This is a genomic window from Geminocystis herdmanii PCC 6308 (assembly GCF_000332235.1).
In the GTDB taxonomy this organism is placed as follows: domain Bacteria; phylum Cyanobacteriota; class Cyanobacteriia; order Cyanobacteriales; family Cyanobacteriaceae; genus Geminocystis; species Geminocystis herdmanii.
In genome coordinates this window covers 440892-465259 of record NZ_CM001775.1, presented here as the reverse complement: position 1 = coordinate 465259, position 24368 = coordinate 440892, and the positions used below count along the sequence as shown (strand labels likewise).

The 24368-nt window shown below is 34.4% G+C and carries 20 protein-coding genes and 1 pseudogene; 14 read left to right on the top strand and 7 right to left on the bottom strand.

Annotated elements, in window-relative coordinates:
- Positions 1 to 39: 39 nt before the first annotated feature.
- The gene (locus SYN6308_RS02375; protein ID WP_017292831.1) at positions 40 to 723 is read left to right on the top strand and encodes an ABC transporter ATP-binding protein; all 684 of its coding nucleotides are present in this window, start codon (positions 40 to 42) and stop codon (positions 721 to 723) included.
- 90 nt (positions 724 to 813) lie between these two features.
- Here the strand turns inward: SYN6308_RS02375 and SYN6308_RS02370 are convergent, their stop codons facing one another.
- Together SYN6308_RS02370 and SYN6308_RS02365 are read right to left on the bottom strand one after the other, a co-directional pair.
- Positions 814 to 1329, bottom strand: coding sequence for a hypothetical protein (locus tag SYN6308_RS02370; RefSeq protein WP_017292830.1), 516 nt, complete (start codon positions 1327 to 1329; stop codon positions 814 to 816).
- 201 nt (positions 1330 to 1530) lie between these two features.
- A complete protein-coding gene (locus SYN6308_RS02365) occupies positions 1531 to 1779 on the bottom strand; it encodes a hypothetical protein (RefSeq protein ID WP_017292829.1) in 249 nt (82 codons plus the stop codon).
- Positions 1780 to 1951: 172 nt separating this feature from the next.
- Here SYN6308_RS02365 and SYN6308_RS02360 point away from each other — a divergent pair, with 172 nt between their 5' ends.
- Positions 1952 to 3085 (top strand): glycosyltransferase, encoded by a 1134-nt coding sequence (locus tag SYN6308_RS02360; RefSeq protein ID WP_017292828.1) that lies wholly within the window; start codon positions 1952 to 1954, stop codon positions 3083 to 3085.
- Positions 3086 to 3154: 69 nt separating this feature from the next.
- The gene (locus SYN6308_RS02355) at positions 3155 to 4072 is read left to right on the top strand and encodes a pentapeptide repeat-containing protein (protein ID WP_017292827.1); all 918 of its coding nucleotides are present in this window, start codon (positions 3155 to 3157) and stop codon (positions 4070 to 4072) included.
- Between the two features lie 143 nt (positions 4073 to 4215).
- On the opposite strand, the gene SYN6308_RS02350 is transcribed toward SYN6308_RS02355, so the two are convergent.
- Both SYN6308_RS02350 and SYN6308_RS02345 read right to left on the bottom strand, forming a co-directional pair.
- On the bottom strand, positions 4216 to 4848 hold the full coding sequence (locus SYN6308_RS02350; RefSeq protein ID WP_017292826.1) for a CPP1-like family protein: 633 nt from the start codon (positions 4846 to 4848) through the stop codon (positions 4216 to 4218).
- Positions 4849 to 5164: 316 nt separating this feature from the next.
- The gene (locus SYN6308_RS02345) at positions 5165 to 6208 is read right to left on the bottom strand and encodes a hypothetical protein (RefSeq protein ID WP_017292825.1); all 1044 of its coding nucleotides are present in this window, start codon (positions 6206 to 6208) and stop codon (positions 5165 to 5167) included.
- A 224-nt stretch (positions 6209 to 6432) separates the two neighbouring features.
- Between SYN6308_RS02345 and SYN6308_RS21545 the strand changes: the two genes are divergently transcribed.
- Positions 6433 to 7032: a hypothetical protein gene (locus SYN6308_RS21545; protein WP_017292824.1), complete on the top strand. Its 600-nt coding sequence runs from the start codon at positions 6433 to 6435 to the stop codon at positions 7030 to 7032.
- A 63-nt stretch (positions 7033 to 7095) separates the two neighbouring features.
- Here SYN6308_RS21545 and SYN6308_RS02335 read toward each other — a convergent pair whose 3' ends face one another.
- A complete protein-coding gene (locus SYN6308_RS02335; RefSeq protein ID WP_017292823.1) occupies positions 7096 to 8007 on the bottom strand; it encodes a CoB--CoM heterodisulfide reductase iron-sulfur subunit B family protein in 912 nt (303 codons plus the stop codon).
- A gap of 372 nt (positions 8008 to 8379) precedes the next feature.
- Between SYN6308_RS02335 and SYN6308_RS02330 the strand changes: the two genes are divergently transcribed.
- The 10 genes and pseudogenes from SYN6308_RS02330 to SYN6308_RS21525 all read left to right on the top strand — a co-directional run bounded on the left by SYN6308_RS02330 (position 8380) and on the right by SYN6308_RS21525 (position 19760).
- Positions 8380 to 9249 (top strand): phycobilisome linker polypeptide, encoded by an 870-nt coding sequence (locus tag SYN6308_RS02330; protein WP_017292822.1) that lies wholly within the window; start codon positions 8380 to 8382, stop codon positions 9247 to 9249.
- 73 nt (positions 9250 to 9322) lie between these two features.
- Positions 9323 to 9745 carry a hypothetical protein gene (locus SYN6308_RS21540; RefSeq protein ID WP_017292821.1) on the top strand — a complete coding sequence of 141 codons (423 nt, stop codon included), beginning with the start codon at positions 9323 to 9325 and terminating at the stop codon, positions 9743 to 9745.
- Positions 9746 to 9894: 149 nt separating this feature from the next.
- On the top strand, positions 9895 to 10437 hold the full coding sequence (locus SYN6308_RS02320; RefSeq protein WP_026101875.1) for a cyclic nucleotide-binding domain-containing protein: 543 nt from the start codon (positions 9895 to 9897) through the stop codon (positions 10435 to 10437).
- A pseudogene (locus SYN6308_RS02315) lies at positions 10437 to 10850 on the top strand (ATP-binding cassette domain-containing protein); the annotation flags it as partial. The gene SYN6308_RS02320 and the pseudogene SYN6308_RS02315, both read left to right, overlap by 1 nt.
- A gap of 331 nt (positions 10851 to 11181) precedes the next feature.
- Complete coding sequence (guaA, locus tag SYN6308_RS02310; protein ID WP_144051489.1) at positions 11182 to 12729, top strand: glutamine-hydrolyzing GMP synthase; 1548 nt, start codon at positions 11182 to 11184, stop codon at positions 12727 to 12729.
- 70 nt (positions 12730 to 12799) lie between these two features.
- Positions 12800 to 13447: a peptide-methionine (S)-S-oxide reductase MsrA gene (gene msrA / locus SYN6308_RS02305; protein WP_017292819.1), complete on the top strand. Its 648-nt coding sequence runs from the start codon at positions 12800 to 12802 to the stop codon at positions 13445 to 13447.
- Between the two features lie 36 nt (positions 13448 to 13483).
- Positions 13484 to 13678: a hypothetical protein gene (locus SYN6308_RS21535; RefSeq protein ID WP_017292818.1), complete on the top strand. Its 195-nt coding sequence runs from the start codon at positions 13484 to 13486 to the stop codon at positions 13676 to 13678.
- Positions 13679 to 13947: 269 nt separating this feature from the next.
- Positions 13948 to 16338: an ATP-binding cassette domain-containing protein gene (locus SYN6308_RS02290; protein ID WP_017292816.1), complete on the top strand. Its 2391-nt coding sequence runs from the start codon at positions 13948 to 13950 to the stop codon at positions 16336 to 16338.
- Positions 16339 to 16420: 82 nt separating this feature from the next.
- Complete coding sequence (locus tag SYN6308_RS21530) at positions 16421 to 18640, top strand: ABC transporter ATP-binding protein (protein WP_017292815.1); 2220 nt, start codon at positions 16421 to 16423, stop codon at positions 18638 to 18640.
- Between the two features lie 208 nt (positions 18641 to 18848).
- Positions 18849 to 19760 carry a glycosyltransferase family 2 protein gene (locus SYN6308_RS21525; protein ID WP_017292814.1) on the top strand — a complete coding sequence of 304 codons (912 nt, stop codon included), beginning with the start codon at positions 18849 to 18851 and terminating at the stop codon, positions 19758 to 19760.
- A gap of 255 nt (positions 19761 to 20015) precedes the next feature.
- On the opposite strand, the gene SYN6308_RS02275 is transcribed toward SYN6308_RS21525, so the two are convergent.
- Together SYN6308_RS02275 and SYN6308_RS02270 are read right to left on the bottom strand one after the other, a co-directional pair.
- Complete coding sequence (locus SYN6308_RS02275; RefSeq protein WP_017292813.1) at positions 20016 to 22253, bottom strand: GumC family protein; 2238 nt, start codon at positions 22251 to 22253, stop codon at positions 20016 to 20018.
- A 177-nt stretch (positions 22254 to 22430) separates the two neighbouring features.
- On the bottom strand, positions 22431 to 24311 hold the full coding sequence (locus SYN6308_RS02270; protein ID WP_052312583.1) for a polysaccharide biosynthesis protein: 1881 nt from the start codon (positions 24309 to 24311) through the stop codon (positions 22431 to 22433).
- Positions 24312 to 24368 lie beyond the last annotated feature (57 nt).

Sequence of the window (24368 nt, the reverse complement as noted above, 5' to 3'; positions counted from 1 at the left end):
GTCAAATTATCTAGTTAACGATTCTAACTTAAAATTTTCATGCTTAACTTAAAAAACGTTACTTATCACCCCACGGCTACCCTTACCCCCATTATTGAAAATATTACTTTAACCCTTCCCCCCCAAAAATTAGGGTTAATTGTAGGAACAAGTGGCTCTGGAAAAACTACACTTTTAGAAATTTTAGCAGGATTAGCCGAAAAAACCAAAGGAGAAATTTTATGGGATACAGATAGCCTTACCTCAGAAGACTTACAACAGTTAAGCGGTATCGTGTTTCAATTTCCTGAAAGACATTTTTGCGGTAGTAACATCTTAGAAGAATTAAGATTAGGGCATCCCGAATTGAGTGCCATTCGTGTTAAAGATGCTTTAACGGAGGTAGGATTAGAGCATCTTAGTTATGATACTCCTCCCCATGCTCTTAGTGGCGGACAACAAAGAAGATTATCTTTAGCAGTACAATTAATACGTCAACCAAACATTTTACTATTAGATGAACCAACCGCAGGGCTAGATTGGTTGATGAAAGAGCAATTAGTAAATTTATTAACTAAATTAAAACAACATTGGACATTATTAATTGTTACCCATGATGCTAGTGATTTAGTAGAAATTGCCGATAACTGTTGGCGCATTGAAAACGGGAGACTTGAGGCGGTAAATCCTGATGTTTTTATGGTGAAAGAAAAACAATTATTTTCTAGGGAAAAGTTTTTATAATAGTTCGATCGTTTTTTAAAATTTTGACATAAATAATTAACTAATCTATAAAATTTTCCATGAAGGTAAATGCAACTAATCGATCGAACTTTACGCTAATACTTTTAAGTCACAAAAAGCGGGGTTAATAAATTCATTCTTATCCTCTAAACTGACATAACCGAGATTAACAGCAAGTTCCATTAATTCAGCTAAAAACTGTCTTAATTCATCTAAAACTTGTTGTTTATTCAACATAACTATTGTTTCATTATTTGAATAACCAAATTCTCTTAAATAACATTTAATTTTCTCACCCATAGGCACAAATTTAATTATTATCCTATAACTTTCAGCAAATTCTAAACGAATAGTTTTACCCTGTTCTAGTTTTGCTATATCTTCACAAAACCTATCCTCTAATAACATACAAATATCAGGATCGAAAAAAACATTAAATGTTGTTTCTCCTACTGCCACAATCACTTTATGATCATATTCGTAGCAAAACTTTCTTAATCCTAATTCAAAAGGCGACAATTCCCCTAAAGGATCATCAGGAGGAGGTGCAAAATTTTCTAAATTACGTTCTGCTAATCTGATTTTAAATTGTTCAATACTATTCATATTCATTCCTTAATTTGTATTGATGTCAGGTGTAAGTATTGGATAAGCATATTTAATTGTACCGTCTGCATTTCTACCAATTTTTGCATAAGTTACATTTTCCGTCACACTTCCATCAGTATGATAAACTCTACCAATGGGACGATTAAATTTAATGCTATAATTTCCATAATATTTAGGAATTAACTGTTCTAATTGTAACTAATCTTCATCATTTAACCATTGTCCTTGATCCACATTTTTACTTGATGCTCTACCCTGTAAATTATTAGGGTTTAACTTTGCCCCATGATGACGAATAATATGATCATAAGCCTTCGTGGATTTTGAATTATCCCATTGTGGTTCTTTTCCTTTTCCTCGCCATTTACAACCACTACCTATCTCGATCGTACTATCGATAATATCAGATTCAATAATCTCAATAGATTCGTATTCATCCCACGACAAAAATTTAACCCCCTCATCATTTAAGATATACTCATTATAAACTGTCTAAGTTTTAAGATCGACACCTGATAGATAGAGATAAGTATTAATTTTTCTTCTGTGGAAATCAAGTAAATTGTGCAAGTAGTGATATATTTATTACTTAATTATTGACTACTGACGATCGAGATTTATGCGTATTGCCCTATTTACCGAAACATTTTTGCCCAAAGTTGACGGCATCGTTACCCGTTTAAAACATACCGTTGAACATTTACAGAAACAGGGAGACGAGGTTTTAATCTTTTCCCCTGAAGGTGGTTTAAAAGAATATAAAGGAGCAAGAATTAACGGTATTAAAGGTATTCCTCTCCCCCTCTATCCCGAATTAAAATTGGCAATTCCTAACCCTTCCATCGGCTTTGCCTTACAACGATTTAAGCCCGATTTAGTTCATGTGGTTAACCCTGCGGTGTTGGGAGTAGGAGGTATTTTTTACGCTAAAAAATATAATATTCCCTTAGTCGCATCTTATCATACTCATCTACCTCAATATCTTCATCATTATAATTTAGGTGCTTTAGAAGGTATTTTGTGGGAATTGCTCAAATTAGCCCATAATCAAGCGCAATTAAATCTTTGTACTTCTACCGCTATGGTGGATGAATTAGTCAATCATGGTATCGAAAGAGTGGATTTGTGGCAAAGAGGAGTTGACACAGACTCTTTTCAACCTAGTTTAGCTTCCGTTGACATGAGAAATAAACTATCCCAAGGTAATCCTGACGCACCATTACTATTGTATGTGGGGAGGGTGTCCGCAGAAAAAGAGATTGATAAGATAAAACCCGTTTTAGAGAGTATTCCCCATGCTAGATTAGCTATTGTGGGAAATGGACCCGCTAGAGCGGAATTAGAGACTTATTTCGCTAATACTAACACAAATTTTGTCGGTTATCTTCATGGACAAGAATTAGGTAGTGCCTACGCCAGTGCCGATGCTTTTATCTTTCCTTCTTCCACCGAAACTCTAGGATTAGTCTTATTAGAAGCTATGGCGGCAGGTTGCCCTGTGGTTGCCGCTAGACGGGGAGGCATTCCTGATATTGTCACCGATGGTGTTAATGGTTATATGTTTAATCCTGATGATGCTCAAGGGGCGATCGAAGCTACCCGCCGTTTATTAGCCCATAAAGAAGAAAGAGAGCAATTAAGGCAAAATGCTCGTTTAGAGGCGGAAAAATGGGGGTGGAGTTCAGCAACCGCTCAATTACGGAACTTTTATCAAGGGGTGCTATCCCAAAATAATCACTCGATCGCCGCCTAAAAACTCATGACCTCATTCGTGAAAAAATATGATATAAAACTGTTAACTATTAGACTTATAAATGTTGCCATGAATGTCAAAAAAAATTTATTATCGATCGTGTTATGTTTAGTAACTATGATCACAGTTTATGTAAGCGATATTCCCAACGCTAATGCCTACAATAAAGATAATATCTCCCAATTAATCGAAAAAAATAAATGTATAAAATGTGATTTATCTAACTATCATTTTACCGCCAATAAATTTGATTTAGAAAAAGCTAATTTATCTCAATCTAACTTACATAAAACCAATTTTAAAAATTTAAACCTATATAAAATCAACTTTTCTGATACCGATTTAAGTTTTAGTGATTTAGAAAAAATTACCGCTAGTAAAGGTGAATTTAAACAAGCAGATTTAACCCATGCTAATCTTAAATATAGTAAATTAGCTCGATCGAACTTTGCCCAAGCAAGACTGATTCATAGTAATTTAAGTCATAGTAATTTAGAAAGGGCGAATTTTGAAAAAGCAGATTTAGAATCCGCTAACTTAATTCAAGCCACTTTAACAGGGGCAAATTTTACTAAATCTAACCTTAGCAACGCTGATTTAGACTTAGCAAATCTTAGTAGTAAAAGTAAAAGTCATCCCACTAATTTTACTGGGGCAAATTTAACTCAAACCCAAATAATTAATGCCAAAGCACAAAAAGTTATTTTTAATAATGCCAACCTTTATCAAACAGATTTTGATGGTAGTGATTTAAGTCAATCAACCTTTGAAAAAGCCAATTTAGCAGAAGCAAATTTAAGTCATACAAACTTAACAGATGCAGACTTGAGAAATGCCAATTTAGTCAATGCTTCCCTAGTTTATGCCAATTTGAGTAATGCTGATCTGAGAAATGCTAATCTGGAAAAAGCAAGTTTAACCGGTGCAAATCTCGATAATGCTAACTTAAAAGGTGCAATTATGCCCGATGGTACAATTAATAATTAATTATTAATAATTAACAATTAACAATTAATATATAGTCTCAAAACCTTGATTTTTTACTCTTTAACCTAATACCTAACACCTAATACCTAACACTTAACACATCTCCTCATCTAAAGACTTATTCACCAACGCCTATTTAATATTTAACGAATAAAATTACTAACTAACCATAATAAACAAAAGGTAAATAAAGAAGCAAATTTTTCTGATTCTAAACTTACATTAAATCCACTACCGATTAAAATACTTAAAAGTATATTCGCTACACAAACACCAATAACAAAAGCAATAAAAGTAATCCCGATCGATCTCCAGAATTGTTTTTGTTTCTGATACAATACAAAAAAACTTGTGCCAACCCCTACCGTTAATAAAAGAGGTAAAATAGAGACATTAGCACTGAAAATACTCACAAAAATTAAGACTAGAAAAACAACACCACTTATACTAATATTTTTCAGAGAAGGTTGATCTAATAAATCATTAAACCATAAAGATATTTTTGGACTAATAGGGTTAGAAATAGCTATAGATTTTTTAGGCTCGATCGTTTTAATCTTTTCAGGAAACCTAATTTGTTCAGGTACTTTTATTTTGCCTTCCTGTCTTAACCTTAATCGTTGCATAATGATAATATCATAGGCAATCTCAATATTGTCTAATACCTGAGAATCATTTTGATATTTTGCCTGAAGATTTTGTTTTGCTATCTGTATTTCTTCAAAAGAAGCATTCTCCGTTACTCCTAATTGCTCATAAGGATTTAATTCACTCATTTTTTAGTTATTCCTCCGTTTTGTCGTGGTGTCTGATAATTATAACTATAGTTAATAAAATTACTGATTTTATCTCAATTAATCAATATCTTAATGGGAAAAGAAGACCTCATGCTATAAATTAACATGAAGTTAAATAAAAGTACAATGTACCGTTCGACTTGTCCACTTGTCTCATTTTCATTACTTTTCTTCTATCGAACTGAGGTATCATCGGTTATATTCTGAGGATAATCAAGTGAATCCATAAAGCATTGTTAAAAGCAGAGGGATATTTACACACATTTTATAACCTGAATTTTTAATCCTATTTCCACTAATTAGATAATTCGTCACTCATAATTCTTAAGCGAATCATTTTTTCCCCCCCGTCGTCTAAACGGACTTCTATCACTTCACTTGTAAGTTTTTCTAAACAACTTAATAACGATCGAAGGCTAGGTGTACTTGCCCCCGTTTCAACGTAGAGTCGATCGGCGATACTACCTAGTTTTTTCCAGAGAGTGTATAATTTTCCGACACTTTGCTCTAAGTTAGTCGCTTGTTTAACTAAATCTGCTGTGATACTCAAACAATCTAATCTCAAAGCCTCGCTTAAAGCCTCCTCAATGTCAACACTAGACTCCCGCAAAGTTTCTACTTGTATCGCTGAATCTAAATATTTAGATAAACTTTTGGCGGTGGAAGTCATTTGTTTAACGGTATCCACATCAGGATTTGCTTCTACTTCCTTACGAATTTCGGCAATTTGTTCTTCTGGTAATTTTTCTAATTCTTTAACTAAGGGCGCTAGGTGACGGGGAGGCAACGAACCATCTACAGCTTTTTCTTTAACAATATCTGGTAATAAGTCAGAATTCATGGCAGTATATTCATCGGTTAACTGTTTAACTTCTCGCCGAGTAATACGATCGCCACCCTGAGCCGCTTCACTGACTAATCTTTGAATTTCAGGATCAGCCTTGGCGGTTTCCACAAACGCTCTTTTGCTAAAATTATTGATAGCATTGGGGTCTAAATTACCATCTTCTAATAAAGTATCCGCACTATTAGCTAACTGAATTAAAGCATAGGCTTGACTTTTGGTGATTTCCCTATTTTTTAACCAATTTAAAAATCCTGTACCTCTACCCTCTCCGCCGTGTTTTTCCCTATCCCTGACGGTTCGCAAAATTCTACCACGCCAAATGTCTGTCTGTAAATCAAATCGATCGCACACCTTCCAGACATCATCGACTTTTTGTAAAAACTCCTCCTCTGCCATACCCTCATCTTCGGGATTCGGCAAATCAAAATCTAAATCTGGAGGGATTGATAAAGCCTCAACAATGTCCACCGTTGAAGGAGAAGTCTCTAACATAAACTGATATTTCCTAACATTGACAAAAAAAGTGACACCTTTATAAAATACCATTACTAAGGGCTCGATCGAAAAGTATTTTAATTCTTCAAGCTAAATGCACATCTTTATCAAAAAAATTAACCAAAACTTGATGTTTACAATACAATAGAGATAAGCAGATAAAAACTGTAATCAGATTTTATATTTACTTATATATAACTAATTGCAAGTCAAGGAAATATATGGTACAGTCCGTTCGATCGAATGTTTCTCCCAAATCACGGAAATTAACAGGAGAAATTTTACAAGAAGCAGGTTTAATTTCACCCGAACAAATCAAAATAGCATTAGATGTTCAACGTCAATGTGTAGCCTTGAGAATAGGAGAAATTTTGGCTATCAAAGGATGGTTAAAACAAGAAACAGTGGACTTTTTAGTAACATTTTGTTTAGAAGATAAAACTATTACCTATAATCCTAAACCCATCGGTTATTATTTTCAAAAAGCAGGATTATTGACAGAAGAACAAGTTAATAATATTTTAAAAGACCAAAAAAAACTAGGAATCAAATTTTGCTACTTAGCCGTGATGAAAGGATTTTTACCTGAAAAAACGGCTGATTTTTTCTTAGAAAATATTACTACTAAAATTCCTGAATCTCCTATTATCAATGACAAATTACCCACAGAAACTGTCATCGGTGATCCTAACTTATATGAATCCATTAAAGATCAAGACACCATTATTAATCATAACGACATAAAAGAAATCATAAATAATCAAACCTCTTATAGTCAAGATATAGAAATAGAATATAGCCCCATTTGGATTGATGTTTAAATAAAATGATAAAAAATAAAATGATGTAGGTTGGGTTAAAGAATAAAACCCAACAAAATATAACTAAAGTTGATTAATAACTGCTTTTTTCTGGAGTTTTTCCATAATTTTTTGAGTAGAAACCACATGATTATTTAAGCCTAATTTTTGTGGTTCAATTCCTAAAGCTAATCCTACTAATTGAGGTAAATGTAAAATAGGTAAATCTAATTTTTGATTGAGCAATTTAGCAACTTCTGGTTGTCGAGAATCCAAATTGAGATGACAAAGAGGGCAAGGAGTTACGATACAATCAGCACCTTGATTAATGGCATCTAAGAGATTTTTTCCCGCCATTCTAAAGGATTGCTCAGTAGCATAGCTGGATAAAGGCCAACCACAACATTTAATTCTGCCGTCATAATAAACTGGGGTTGCACCCAATGCTATAAACATATTTTCCATAGATTGAGGGTTAAAAGGATTGTCGAAAGGCAGGTTTTTTTGCGATCGTAATAAATAACACCCATAAAACGAAGCACATTTTAACCCTGTTAACGGCTTAACAACTTTAGCTTTTAAAGCATCTAAACCATAATCCCCCACTAAAGCCCATAGTATATGTTTAACTTGGGTTGTGCCTTGATAGGGAGAGCAATTTTCCTTTTCCAAAAAACCGTTAACCTTCTCTAAATAATCAGGGTTGTTTTGTTGCGCTTCTTTAAGTCTTTCATCCACATGACCGATAACTCCCTGACAGGTGCTACAGTGAGTTAATAAAGGCAAATTGAGAGATTCTGCTAAAGCTATATTGCGAGCATTTACGGTATCTTCTAATAATTGGGAGTCTTCCTTGTACGTTCCTGAACCACAACAGGCGGCTTTTTTCAACTCGATTAGTTCAATATCTAAAGCCTTACTAATAGCCATCGTCGCAGTGTGTAATTCCTTACAAGCACCTTGAGCAACGCATCCGGGGAAATAAGCATAACGCATAATTAAGTAATGAGTAATGAGTAATGAGTAATGAGGAATGAGGAATGAGGAATGAGGAATGAGGAATTATTAATTGTTCATTGTTACAAATCTTGATAATAAATGCTCACTTCTCATAGTATAAATAGATTTGACAGGGGATCATGTCCCCCGATTAAAAAAAATGATTAATTAGTCTTTCAAAACTTACTAGATTATCGGCTCAACTCCTTATTTAGTATGGCTTTGACAGATTAATAAGTACAAATACTTAATAGCTAATTATCTCTGATTAAACTTTTCTAATCAGTATTTATTATCACTTAGTCTGTTAAGTTTTGTGAAGAAAATTAACACAAAAAAAATAACACACTTATAAAAGGAGACTATTCGATGTCTTTACAACAAGGCGCCAATTTGGGTATTAGCTTATTTGAAGAAGCACCCCTTATTGAAAGAAAAAACCACGATTCTGACGAAAGAATTAGCCAAATTATCAATGCGGCTTATCGTCAAGTACTCGGTAATTCTTACATCATGAAAAGTGAAAGACTTACTAATGCTGAATCTCGTTTTCGTAATGGGCAGTTAACAGTTCGGGAATTTGTAAGAGCGATCGCAAATTCTGATTTATACCGTCAACGCTTCTTTGAAACTTGTCCTCGTTATCGTTTTACCGAACTCAATTTCAAACACTTTTTAGGGCGTACTCCTGAGAATCAAGCTGAAATGAGATACCATAGCGATATTTTGGACACCCTCGGTTATGAAGCTGATATTAATGCTTATATCGATAGCGATGAATATACCGAAGCCTACGGAGACAATATTGTCCCTTACTATCGTGGTTATAAAACCGCTAATAATCGTACTATGGTAGAGTTTACCCATATGTTTGCGATGCTCAGAGGTGGTGCTAGTAGCGATGCAGGTAAGACTTTACAATCTCCAGTTATTCATAAAAGCGTTTTAACTCAAACTCCCTTGTCTGTAATTCCCCCTTCTGGTGGCTCTGCTGGTGCAGGTTGGGCTTTCCAAGATACTCCTTTAACTTCTGCCACTCGTCAAGGTGTTGGTGCTGGTGATGACGGTAAAATTTACCGTGTGGAAGTAACGGGTTATCGTGCGAAAGTTTATAATTCTTTCCCTAAATTCCGTCGCCCTAATAAAGTTTATATGGTTCCCTTTAATCAATTATTTGAACTTTATGTAACTTTACACAAGCAAGGTGCTAGTGTTTCCAGCGTAACTCCTGTTAACTAAAATTAGTTAGGCCGCTTTATGGTATTGATCGATTAGGGTGTTAGGCATTAGGTGTTAGGTGTTAAGTAAAATAATGAAAAACCTAGGTATAGTGAAAACTATTGACACCAATAATCGTACTTTAGGGACTAGAATAACGCCGTTTTGTGCTATTAAAAAACTACAAATCTGGATTAAGAGTCATCATTTGATTTGTGATGGTAACTTTTTTGTTTTGCAAACGGTAGAGTATTCTATGGTAGAACGTTTCGAGCAATATATTACTATTTTAGGGGGAACTTTAATTTCCGTGGAATCCACAAAAAAAATTCCTATGGGAAATCATCGTCAAGTTATTCTTTACCAAGCTAAGGCTAGTTTACATACCCCTAATCATGATTTAAAAGAGTATTGGGAAAAACATGGATCTTTATGTACTAAGTTCGATCGCCAAGTGGCTCTATGCGATCGTCCAGCTCCACTTCAAACTCAAGAAAACTATATAAAAAAGACTTAATTAACCTGTAAAAATTTATCAAGATTATTCTGTCAATAAAATAGAAAATGATTTCAGATTGATAGTTTCAAGTTAGAATTAACCATATTAAAAATTATCACACTTAATTCTTTTATAAATAGGTTAAGAAATTTCAATAAATATTACTCATGGTCTATACAGTTAGCACCGTTGGAGAGTTTATCTCCACGATCGAACCCTTTAAAAATCTATCACCAAACACTATTCAAGAAATATCAGCACAATTTCAACCCCTTAAATATGACATGGGGCAAATTATGCTAGTTAAAGAAAAAATTCCCCCTTATATTGCCATAATTTACGAAGGTCAAGCTCGTTGTATCGCTTATGATCCTAGAAATAGTACCCCTGTTAGTGTTCAACTGATTAGTAACGGTAGTGTTATCGGTTGGGAGAGTTTAATTCGTGGTTTTCCCTGTGAAACTGCCATCGCATCTACTCCCGTTGTCGCCCTTACCTTAGAAAGAGACAAGTTTTTAGATTTATTAAAGAAACATCCTTCCCTCAAAGAATATTATCAAAATCAAGTAGGATTGATCGAAATATTTGAGTTACTAGGACAACAACTGTTACAACGAGCCACAGGAGAAGGTAATCTCAAGGAGTTAGTCAAGGATACGATTATTGATAGTCAAGTCTGTAATTTATCCGCAGGAAAGGCAAGACAGTAGAAATTATTAATGCGGCGAAGGTAGCCGTCGCCCATGAATTTATCATGAATCTATCCAACGGTTATAACACCAGAGTTGGAGAAAGAGGTGCTTCTTTATCTGGGGGGCAACGTCAACGTATTGCGATCGCACGATCAGTGTTACAAAATCCTCGTATGTTAATCTTAGATGAGGCAACCAGTGCTTTAGACTACAATACTGAAGCTCAAGTGTGCCAAAACTTAATTCACGCTTTTCACGATCGAACTGTATTATTCATTACTCACCGTCTTGGTACAATTCAAAACTCTGATATGATTGTAGTGATGGATAGCGGTTCCATCGCCGAAACAGGCACTCATGAGCAATTAATGGCAATGAAAGGGCGTTATTTTTACCTCTATCAGCAACAACAAAAATCCCATAATGATTAAGATGAGATAGAAGACAAAGTAGTGAAAACGAGGTAGGTGGATAGTGGACAAATGGATAGGTAGAAAAATTCCTAATCTTCGATGGACTTTAAAGTAATTTTATTGATTTATGCGAAATATAGGTTTTTTGTCTTTTTGTCTTTTTGTCTTTTTGTCTTTTTGTCTTCCCAACTCCTAGCTCGATCGAAAATTCTATGGTTCACTCAGGTTATGATAAAATTTAAAAATCAATACATTAAAGTAAGTACCCGTGACTATAGCAGAGACTAGCCCCCCCAAAATAAATAATATAGATACTGACATTGACTCTAGCATTCATGTTCAACGTCAAATGATCGCCATTCTCGATTTCGGTTCGCAATATTCAGAATTAATTGCCCGTCGTATCCGAGAAACAGAAGTTTATTCTGAGGTTATTTCCTATCGTACCACCGCAGAAAAATTACGGGAAATCAATCCCAAAGGTATTATTCTTTCTGGAGGTCCTAGTTCAGTTTATGATGATTATGCACCCCTTTGTGATCCTGAAATTTGGCAATTAGGTATCCCCGTTTTAGGCGTATGCTATGGAATGCAGTTGATGGTTAAACAGTTGGGCGGTAAAGTAGAAAGGGCAAAAAGAGGCGAATATGGTAAGGCTTCTTTACATATCGATGATCCCACAGATTTACTTACCAACGTAGAGCAAAACTCGACGATGTGGATGAGTCACGGCGACTCTTGTACTGAACTTCCCGAAGGCTTTAAAATTCTTGCTCATACGGATAATACTCCTTGCGCAGCGATCGCCCAACATCAACAAAAACTTTTCGGTGTTCAATTTCATCCCGAAGTAATTCATTCGGAATATGGTACAGCCTTAATTCGTAATTTTGTCTATCATATTTGCGGTTGCGAACCCACATGGACAACGAAAACTTTTGTCGAAGAATCGATTAAAGAAATTCGTGCTAGGGTAGGCGATAAACGAGTTTTATTAGCCTTATCTGGTGGGGTGGATTCTTCAACCCTTGCTTTTTTACTTCATGAAGCCATCGGAGATCAACTTACTTGTATGTTTATTGATCAAGGATTCATGCGTAAAGGTGAACCAGAGAGGCTTGTAGAGATTTTCGATCGACAGTTCCACATCAACGTTCAATATGTGAATGGGCGCGATCGATTCCTCTCTCTGTTAGAAGGTGTAACCGATCCTGAAGAAAAACGCCGTTTAATTGGTCATGAATTCATCCAAGTATTTGAGGAAGAATCCAACCGTTTAGGTCCTTTTGATTTTCTGGCACAAGGCACATTATATCCCGATGTTATCGAATCAGCTGATACCAACGTTGATCCCAAAACAGGAGAAAGAGTCGCCGTCAAAATCAAAAGTCATCACAACGTAGGAGGCTTACCTAAAAATCTCCGTTTCAAATTAGTTGAACCATTACGCAAACTCTTTAAAGACGAAGTTCGCAAAGTTGGTCGATCGATCGGACTTCCCGAAGAAATTGTCTCTCGTCATCCCTTCCCCGGACCCGGTTTAGCCATCCGTATTTTAGGAGAAGTAACCGCCGAAAAACTCAATATATTGCGAGATGCGGACTTCGTTGTCCGAGATGAGATCAAAAAATGGGGAATGTACCATGATTTTTGGCAAGCGTTTGCTGTCTTGTTACCCGTTAAAAGTGTTGGCGTAATGGGAGATCAAAGAACCTATGCTTTTCCCATCGTGTTGCGTTTAATCACCAGTGAAGACGGCATGACAGCGGATTGGGCAAAACCTCCTTATGATTTATTAGAGGCTATGTCGAATCGTATCGTTAACGAAGTAAAAGGCGTTAACCGTGTGGTTTATGACATCACCTCCAAACCCCCCGGTACGATCGAATGGGAGTAATTAATTAAGAATTAAGAATTAAGAATTAAGAATTAAGAATTAACACCCTAATCACCTAATACCTAACACTATGTTTTTATTCGGACTCGGAGACAAAAAATTAACCCTACCCACCAAAGCGGAAGCCTTACCCGGCAGAACTACAAAAATGCCGATTCCCAAACAGCATTACGTTAACGGTAATCCCATGAATCCCCCCTATCCTGACACCATGGAAATGGCAGTGTTTGGTATGGGCTGTTTTTGGGGGGCTGAACGCAAATTTTGGCAACTAGAAAAAGGCATCTATATCACTGCGGTAGGCTATTGTGCAGGTTTAACCCCCAATCCCACCTATGAAGAAGTTTGTAGCGGTAGAACAGGTCATAATGAAGTCGTATTAGTAGTGTTCGATCGAGATACCATCACCTATGAAAACCTCTTAAAAGTATTCTGGGAAAACCATGATCCCACCCAAGGAATGCGTCAAGGCAATGACAAAGGTACTCAATATCGATCGGGCATTTATACCTATTCTGATGAACAAAAAAACCTCGCCGAAAAATCTAAAACTCTTTTTCAAGCAGAGTTAACAAAAGCAGGTTATGGCGAAATTACCACAGAAATAATTTCTGCTCCTGAATTTTACTATGCTGAAGGCTATCATCAACAATACTTAGCTAAAAATCCTAACGGTTATTGTGGCTTAGGCGGTACAAAAGTTTCTTGCCCGATGTAGATTATCAGTAAAATCAAAGTTAGGAGAGAAAAATATATGACAATTATTACAGTTAAAAGAAGTGAAATCCCCCCAAAAACCCCAGAAAGAATAAAAGAAATAATGGCTATAAGGGATGAAGACATCGATTATTCTGATATTCCTGAATTAGATGAAGAATGGTTTAAGGATGCTCAATTAGTCGATTATTCCAAAGGTGAAAGATTTAAACCTTTAACAAAAACAAAATAACTAACCTCAGAGACTTGAAATACAGTCTCTTTACTTTAGGTATTTTCGATTATGATAATAAATTTTATTGTTTAACTAAATTTAGGGATAATTAAATGAATTGTGGGCAATGCCCATCCCAATACTCCTCGGTTAAGCCCCCTGCCCCCAACTTTGGGGGAGTCAAACTTAGTAAAAGTCCCCAGTATTGGGGATTTAGGGGCGGATAAAATAACTTGATTCACTAACCGAACAGTATTGATGCCCATCCTACTTTATTAAATACCTGTATGAATAGCTTTTCTAGTAGTGCAACGGTTTTGGCAACGAATCCTTATATTATTGTTAATAATCAAGGGGAAATTTCTCCTTATTTTGAGTTAATAAAACCGAACCATATTTTAGGACGAGATCCCAATTTTGCCGATTTTTTAGTACCCCCTGATTGGTCTGTTATTAGCCGTTGTCAAGCTACTATTGTTAAAGTTGATGATAATTATTATATCTATGACGGCGATCGAACTAATCCTAGTAGTAATAAATTATTTATTAATAATTCTTTAATTACTCCCCATGAAGGTTATCTTTTAAATAATGGTGATACCGTAAGAATTGGTCAAAATGTTAATGTTTTAGTTACTATTCAATTTTTTGATCCTAGTAAAAGTTTCTCTAGTGAAAATGTTAGCAAAAAATCTATTTCTTTAAAACAAAAATCTACTGTTTTAGGCAGAGATGAAACGGCAAATTTACAATTAATCGCCCCTACGGTTTCTCGTAAACACGCCGTTATCGAATATCAAAGTAATGGGAAATATATTTTATATGATCATAGTAGTAATGGGGTTTTTGTTGATGATGTCAAAGTTGATGGAAAAATCAATTTAACTTCAGGTTCAGTTATTAAAATTGCCCCCTATACTTTAGTTATTCAAGGGGATGAATTACTCATTGCCGATAGTGGCGAAAATATCCGTTTAGATGCGGAAAATATCTTACGAGTTGTTAAAGATAAAAATGGTAAATCTATTACTTTATTAAATGATATTTCCTTACCGATCGAACCGGGGCAATTAGTGGCTTTAGTGGGGGGAAGTGGTGCAGGAAAATCAACTTTTATGCGTACTTTATTAGGCATCGAACCTACCACTTCAGGCACGGTGTATTTAAACGGTGAAAACCTAAGAAATAACTTTAATATTTATCGTAATCAAATTGGTTATGTACCTCAAGCTGATATTGTTCATCGTGATTTAAGAGTAGAAGAAGTTTTACGTTATACAGCCCAGTTAAGATTGCCTCCTGATGCGGATATTGATGCCATTATCGAAAAAACTTTAGTGGATATTGAGATGGTAGAAAGGCGCGATGTTTTTGTAAAAAATTTGAGTGGTGGACAGTTAAAAAGGGTTTCGATCGGGGTAGAATTATTAGTTGATCCTAAGTTATTTTTCCTTGATGAACCTACTTCTGGATTAGATCCGGGATTGGATAAAAAGATGATGCAATTGCTAAGAAAGTTAGCAGATCAAGGAAGAACAGTTATTCTTGTTACCCATGCAACCACTAATATTAACCTGTGCGATCGACTTGTTTTTTTAGGACAAGGGGGAAATTTATGCTATTTTGGCAATCACGAAGATGCTATTAAATTTTTTGATTTAACTACTGGAGATTTTGCTGATATTTATATTCAATTAGATAGTAAAGAGGCAGTTTTTGACACAACTAATAAATTTAAAAATTCTCAATTTTATGATGAATATATCACTAAAAAATTAGGTACAGATCATCAAAATAAAGCCAGAATAAAACCGAAAAAAGTTAAAAGTAATTTTCTCAAACAAGTTTTAATTTTATGCCAAAGATATTACCAATTAATAATGAGAGATAAAACTAACTTAATTATCTCCTTATTAACAGCACCGATCGGCATATTTTTAATCGATTTAGCAATTAGAGAAAGTGAGCCTTTTATTTTACCAGAAGAAGCTGATCCAGCTTTAGCCCCTTTAGCTCAAACTGTCTTATTTGTCTTCACTTCGGCGGCAATTTGGGTTGGTTTAGCTACCTCCTTACAAGAAATAGTAAAAGAGAACGATATTTACCTCCGAGAAAGGTTAGTAAACCTCAATTTATTTGCCTATTTAAAATCAAAAATAGCTGTATTAAGTGGATTAGCATTAGCACAAACTATCTTGATGGTAGGAGTGATTTTATTTGCTTTTTCTCCACCAGAATCGGAAACAATTTCATGGTTAGCAGGGGTTACTATCACCACATTTTTAAGCCTTTTTGCGTCGATGTCTCTTGGTTTAATGATTTCGGCTACGGTTACAAACAGTACTCAAGCTAATAGTGCTTTACCTTTACTGTTGTTACCTCAAATCATCTTTTCGGGAGTGCTATTCAAGATAGAAGGTATTGGTAAATATTTATCATGGTCCATGGTGAGTCGTTGGTCTGTAGGTGCTTATGGCTCATTGGTGAATATCAATAATTTAGTACCTGAAGTAAAAGTGTTACCTGATGGCACAGAAATTGAAGCGCCTTTCAAAATTACCGATGTTTATGATCCCGATTGGAGTAACCTTAGTTTAAATTGGCAAATTCTCCTTCTTCATAGTTTTATTTATATCTCGATCGCTTGGTTTATGCAAAAGAGAAAAGATATTTTATAAATCAAAGGTTGCTTTATTTATCTTAGATGCTTCCTAGCTTAATACTAAACTTTTTTCAGCAACCCCTAATTATTACAATATTATGAACATTGATAAACAAATAGAAAGCATTGATAATGATACTTCCTTAATTAGTCAACTTAAAAATCTCTGGACTTATCTAAATCCTCGCCGTCGGTTTCAACTAGGATTATTGCTGATACTAATGATTTTTTCGTCTCTGAGTGAAATGGTGAGTTTAGGTGCTATTTTCCCCTTTTTAAGTGCTTTGAGTAATTCTCCAGTTTTATTTAATAAGCCTGAATTGAAAACTTTGTTGATGTTTCTGTACATAGAAACTCCTCAAGAGTTCATTCTTTTTCTCTCCATAGCATTTATTGTCATAATATTATTTGCAAGTACACTGCGCTTAATAACTCTATATGTTCGTATTCGTCTCGCTGCATCCATAGGGGCTGACATAAGTTCTCAAATTTATCGAAATACTTTACATCAGCCTTATAGTTTTCATGTGAAACATAATACCAGTGATTTAATACAAACAGTAACTGGAGATACTCAAGCCTTAACAAATAATATTTTAATACCCTTACTAACTTTTTTTAATGATGCTTTACTCGCCCCTGCCCTGATTGGAACTTTAGTGATAATTGATGGAAGAATTGCTCTGGGAATGGCTTTAATGTTAGGAACGGCTTATATCATTATCTATCGTACTCGTCAAAAACTATTAAAGCAAAATAGCAAAGTTATTGTTGAATCAGGAGAAAGAAGAATTAAAACTGTTCAAGAAGGTATCGGCGGTATTCGGGATGTATTGCTAGATCATTGTCAACCTTTTTTTGTAAATACTTACGTTGAGTCAGAACGAGCCTATAAAAAAGCAACCTCTTCTAATCTAATTATTTCCCAATCACCGAAATATATCATGGAAGCTCTTGCAATGGGGGGTATTATTCTCTTAGCTCTTAATTTAGGCAATAATGGGGATTTTAGTAAAGTTGTTCCTGTGTTGGGTAGTTTAGTTTTAGGAACGAAAAAATTACTTCCCATTTTCCAAGAAGGTTTTTTTTCCTTAGCCAAGATTCAAGGTTCGAGAATTTCTCTGCACAAAGTTTTAGTTGCTCTTTCCAGAAAGATAGATTTCAGTCTGGAAAATGATTCCCTTAATCCTTTACCTTTCGATCGAGAAATTAGATTAGATGGAATTTGGTTTCGCTATGGAGAAGATACAGATTGGGTATTAAAAGATATAAATTTAACGATCGTGGCTAAAACAACTGTAGCTTTTGTCGGAACTACGGGGAGTGGGAAAAGCACCACAGCAGATTTGATCCTAGGACTTTTGCAACCTCAAAAAGGAAAAATCATGATTGATGATTTATTACTTGAAGGTGAGCGTTTATACCAATGGCAGAAAAATATCGCTCATGTACCTCAGTTGATTTTCCTGAGTGATGGTAGTATTGCTGAAAATATCGCTTTTGGAGTTCCTTTCGATCGAATTGATTTAACACAAGTTAAAAAAGTAGCTAAATTGGCTCAAATTGATCAATTTATTGAGAGTTTACCCGCTCAATATGATACTTATATTGGCGAAAGAGGTATTCGCCTCAGTGGAGGACAAAGACAAAGAATAGGTATTGCCAGAGCTTTATATGGAGATGCTTCTGTGATAGTATTTGATGAGGCTACCAGTGCTTTGGATAATGCCACAGAAAAAGAGGTTATGAGGGCGATCGAAAGTCTCAGTCATCAGTTTACAATTATTTTAATTGCCCATAGATTAAGCACCGTGGAAAAGTGCGATCGAATTTTTCAGTTAAATAAAGGGTGTTTAGTGACTAGAGTAGGGAAATTAGCTTGGTACTGGAATGCTCTCAATGAGAGTGTTCTTAAACAATTTAATAAAATACCTAAAAGTCATTGGAAAATCCAAAAACTTGAAAACCTTTCTTATCATAATTATTTAGAATTAGTTGAATTTATTGGTTTTAAATCGACTATTTCAGAAGCATATTTTAATCATATTTCTAAAATCCGTCCTAATTCTCTCGATAATATTCCCTCCATAACTTCATGGAATGATTCAGAAATCAAAGAGTTTGAGCAAGAAGTCAATCCCATGGCTAATATTTTGGATTATGAGTATAGGTTTACAGAACTTATTTCTAATATCGAAAATAATACACAGTTTTCTCCTGTCAATAGTCAATTAAATGATTATGGTATTAACCAAATTATCATCAACTTTAAAAAATTTGTTCTTAAAGTTTCTCGTAATAAACATTATCAAAAATAGCTGTTTGCTTCTATTTAATTTGTGATAATTCCTCACCAAAAATCAATACTGTTCGGTTAGTTGCTCAAGTTATTTTGTCCGCCCCTAAATCCCCAATACTGGGGACTTTCACCAAGTTTGACTCCCCTAAAGTTGGGGGCGGGGGGCTTAACCGAGCAGTATTGAGCCAAAAATCACTAAAATTCAAGAAAACTAGAAAAATATTTTAATGAATGATCAAATTAGTATTGAACCCCTTGTAAGTATTATTATGTCTGTTTTTAACGAGGAAAAATATGTAGCAGATGCCATCGAAAGTATTTTAAATCAGACTTATCAGAATTGGGAATTTATCATCATCAATGACGGTTCTATTGATGGTACTGAGTCCATTATTAATCAGTACCAAGATCACCGTATCAGATATTTCTATCAGGAAAATATGGGGCTAACAAAATCTTTAAATAAAGGTATTGCCCTTTCTCAAGGAAAATATATTGCTAGAATTGATGCTGACGATCGATCGCTACCCACAAGAATTGAACAACAAGTTAACTTTCTCGAAAACAATATAACATTTGTACTAATAGGTAGTTATTATTATAATGTAGATATTAGTACAATGATTTTAAGTATATCTAAACCTGTAATTAGTGATAAAAATTGCCGTAAAAAGTTAATGTTTGGTAAAACACATTTTTTGCATAGCTCCGTGATGTTCAAAAAAGAAATTAATGGAGAAATAATGAGATATGATGAGACATTTAAACACGCTCAAGATGCTAGAATGTGGATACACTTAGCAACGAAGGGACAAATTGGGATTTTGCCTGAAATTCTTGTCGTTGCATTGACAAAGCGTCCTTCGAGTATTACGATTAATCGGAATAATTTTGAACGCCTCAAATCATCTTTACGTTATTCTTTCATTGCTTTTCAAGAGTTTAAAGTATCTATGTTAACATTCCCTATCGCAGTAGTAATTATTTTCTTGAAACGCATAGCCAGTCTAATTGTTAGCACTGGAATATCACCTTATTATTATCAATTAAGGAAATTTATAGAAAATAAAAATTATATAAATATTTCTTCGTCAGATATTCCAAATCTGTGGAATGGAAAGAAAGAATCAAAATTATAAAGTTGAAGTTAATTCAGTTTCAGTGTAAAAATCGTTAAATTGATCTAATTCATCCTTCTTTAAGTCAGAAGGCTATAAAAACCAAAATTTTTGACAAACTACATTAACAAAGAAGTCCGTAGTTTTATTAATTTTTCGTCAAAAACTAAGAATTTTAGACCTTATTTTAGTTTTTATACAAAATCTCAAAACCTTGATTTTTAGACATTTATTCTGCCTTCTAACTCCTTTTTACTTTTTTTTTAGGTATGGTTATTAACTCTCATTAATTACCATACCTAAAACGGGTAATTTAGATATTTGTAAATCATTCATTACTTTTTCCAAATTATTTCTGTTGGTTTTCCCTAAACCGATAATCATCACTAATCCTTCTGTCAAAGGAGTAACTATTTTTCCATCAGAAAATTCTGCTAAAGGAGGGGTATTATAAATAACAAAATCAAAATCTTGTTTAAATGTTTTTGTTAAATTTGCCATTTTAGGAGAGGATAAAATACCGACAGGATTATTAATTTGAGAACCTGCGGTGAGGAGAAATAAGTTATCTAATTTAGATGTTTGAATAACCTCATTTAAGGGAATATCATTAAAAATAATATCACTAATTCCAGCTTTATTTTCTAATCCTAAATAACTGTGTAATTTTGGTTCTCGCAAATTCATATCCACCAATAAAACTTTTTTGCCTATCATTGTTGCGGCTTTGGCTAAATAAATACTGATGATCGATTGTCCTTGTTTAGCGTCAACAGTTCCTATGGTAATAGAAGAAACAGTTCGATCGAGACTCAAAGCATTGATATTACTATAAAGAGAAAAATAATGATCAAGATTAAAAGTTTTAGAGTTGTCTGTCAATAATCCTCTCAAAACCATTGATTCTTTTTGCATAAATTGTTGAGGAGTCAAGCTAAACAATTTTTTATTTGCTGGAATGGTAATTAACACAGGTAAATTAACCATGTTTTTGACATCCTTTGAACTATAGAGTTTTGAGTCCAATTTATCCACAACAAATCCTAACATTGTTCCTAAAAAAAGACTTCCAATACCCACCAACGCAATTTGTTTCTTCTTTCCTGAAGTATTTTGAATAATATTTTCATCAATAGGGGTTAATAATCGCCAAGGAGAAAACTGTCTTGCCACTTCAATTTCCAAATTTTCTCTTAAAGCTAATAATCTGGTTAAGTTTTCTGTAGCAATTCTCAACTCCCTTTGCAGTTGAATAAATTCTTTCTGGGTAGTGGACAAATTATTAATCTCTTGAGTCAGTATTTTTTGTGCTTCATCAATACTTTGCTGTCTAGCTTCTAAAACTTCAATTTGATTATTGGTATCGAAGAACTGTTGAGTTACCTGCTGGTTATTAGAAAAAGAAGTGAAAAAATCTAAAGGTAAATTTTTATAGGGCTTACCTAAAACTCTTTGGGTTTCCAGTTCTAATAAGACAATTAACTCATCTTTTTCCGCCTCCAGTTTTTTAATAGTTGGATGTTCAAAACCAAATCGAACTCCTTCTGTGGCTATTTTTGATTCTGTATCTTTAATTTGGTTAACAAGTTTGAGATAGTAAGGCTCTCGATTTAATCGAGCGACAATGACCCCTTCTTCTGGTGTTAAATCTAATTTTTGTTCTAACTGGGATGCCAATTTTCGTATCCCCCGTGATTCCACTAATGCTCTGTTTTTTTCTTGATTCAAAAAAGTAACCTGTGCATTCAAGGTACTTCCTAAAGCATCAGGAGAAATTAAATTATTCTTTTTTTGGAAACTTTCTACCTGCGACTCTAAACCGGCTACCCTTTGACGCAATCGACTTATTTGCTCTATAGTAAATTCAAGTTGTTGGGTAGGATTTTGTACAGATTCTTTTGCTTGAAATGCTAAATAACCATCCACTATCTCATTTAAAATGTCTAAGATTTTTTCTGGGGAGTCACTTTGATAACTAATTGACAATGTTTTTGTTAACCCTGGTTGTTGAACATTTAAGTTTTCTGACAAAACTTCTTTCTGTTCTAATTCTTCTAAATCTTTATTGGGATTGGGTAAGTATATAATTTCTGGATATTTTTTTTGTATATCTTGTACGATCGAATCCATAACGAAAGGACTTTTCAAGATACTGGTTAAACTTTCATAATCTAACCCCCCTCGAAGAGCTGCCCTGCCTGCCCCACCTCCTGCTGCCGCGAGACCTGCTAATCCCCCCAGCCCACTTCCTTCAGTTGTCACTGATTCCACCTGCATTCTTACCGTGCCAGTATAGACAGGCGGTTTACTAAGAATCCAGGTGGTTAAAATACTTGTTAAAGTGATGGTTGTACCAATGATGATGAGACTTCTTCGTTGAAGAATTTTAAATAATTCACCAAGATCAATTTCTTCATCGTCGATCGTATTTTGAGAATTGATATAGATTGGTGGATTTAATTCCGAATTTTCAGAAATTAGACTATGGGAATTAGTAGAATTTTTTAAGAACATAATTGTAAAAATAGAAATAAAATATGAAAATTAATTATAGTTCACCCTTACTTAGGGAATGAAGATTAAATAAAATCTAAAAGTTTGTTGTTAGAGATTGCTTTGTGCTTCGCAATGACCTGTTATTGCAAGTCCTTAGCATCTTATCATGCTACTTCCTAATCAACTGTTAGTTATTTAATTCTCCTTAGGTTTATATTCTGGTACTAAAAATTTGAGAGTATCAAGAACTATAGGTGAATTCTTTTCTTGGCATTGATGGAGGAGTTTTTCTAAAGAGGGTTTGAGTTCTTCCCATTTGATCATCGGTTCTTTACCATAGAAAATCTTGGGATGTTGACTAGGATAACTATTTTTTTCATCAATTAAGAGTTCTTCATAAAGTTTTTCTCCCGGTCTTAAACCCACTATATTAATAGGAATATCCTTATCAGGTATTAATCCGTTTAATTCTATCATTTTCACCGCTAAATCGTAGATTTTCACAGGCTCACCCATGTCTAATAAAAATATCTCTCCTCCCTTTGCCATCGCCCCTGCTTGAATTACTAAACTTACCGCTTCAGGAATAGAAATAAAATAACGAGTTATATCCTTATGAGTTAAGGTTATGGGTTTTCCTTCATTAATTTGTTTACGAAAACGAGGAATGACTGATCCACTACTATTTAATACATTGCCAAAACGAACGATGGCAAAGGTTGTTGAAATATTATTTTGAGACGCTAAAGCCTGTATTAAAAGTTCCGCAACTCTTTTACTCGCTCCCATGACGTTGGTTGGTCTTACGGCTTTATCCGTGGAAATTAGGACATAGTTTTGAACCCCACAGGTAATGGCACTTTGAGCACTAATTAAAGTACCTGCTACATTATTATATATCCCCATAGAGACATTGACTTCCACTAAGGGAACGTGTTTATAAGCCGCCGCATGATATACCGTTTCTATGTTATGTAATTTTAAAACTCTTTCAAAGTCCTGTCGATCAGTAATATTTCCCAAATAGGAATAAGTAGGAATATCTAATTTCTGTTCTTTTAACTCCATTTCAATAGTATAAAGAGCAAATTCATTTAATTCAAATAGCACTAAACACTTAGGCTGTAGTTGAATAATCTGACGGCATAGTTCAGAGCCAATCGAACCTCCAGCACCTGTCACCAAAATATTTTTATTCGTAATATTAATTCTTAATAATCTTTCATCGGGAGTAATTTCTTCCCTCCCTAATAAATCAGCGATATTGAGAGTTTTAAGTTGAGAAACACCCCCTTGATTAGATAGTAATTCTCTAAAGGTAGGAATAGTTTTAAACTGTACGGGTAATGTTTTTAACTCTATAATAATTTCCCTACGCCGAGAAGAAGTTAAATAAGGAATGGAAAAAATTACGGATTGAAAAGGTGTTTCTTGGTATAAAGACTCCAAATATTTAGGGCTATAAATATTTTTGTCAAGAAGTTTTCGCCCGTGCATTTCTGGGTTATCGTCCACAAAGCCTAAAATATCATATTCAGAATTTTGTACTAAATTTTGAGCTAGTTGGTATCCAGCCGCCCCTGCACCATAAATAATAATATTTTCTTTATTCTGAGAGTTTAATTCTTGATTGATTAAGATATTAATGATTGCTCTAAGAGTTAAACGTAGTGAAGTAAGGGCAATGATGGAAATTAAACCATCAATAATCAAAACAGAAGCATTAAAGTATTCTTGAGGATAGAAAGAAACCACCAATATTGCTAAGGTGGTAGTAATTAGAATAGATTTAGTAATGGTAAAAAGAAAACTAACATCAGCGTATTTGACAACAGGACGATATAACCCAAATAACAGAAAAAAGAGAATTTGAAAAATACTATAGCCCATAAAGAGGAGCAGACTGGAAACAAAAAGATTTACAGTTCGATCGACACCATAAACAAGAATCAAAGCTGAACAGATGGACAACACTGAGATAGAGAAGTCAACTGTTGCTAAAATAATTGTTTTGTTCGATCGAGATAAATCAGAATATTGAGGGGTAAAGAAAGCTAGTGTTTTCAGAATAGGCATTAATGTTTACAAAGTATTTTAAAACTATCGATAATAGAATTGATAAATTATAGTATA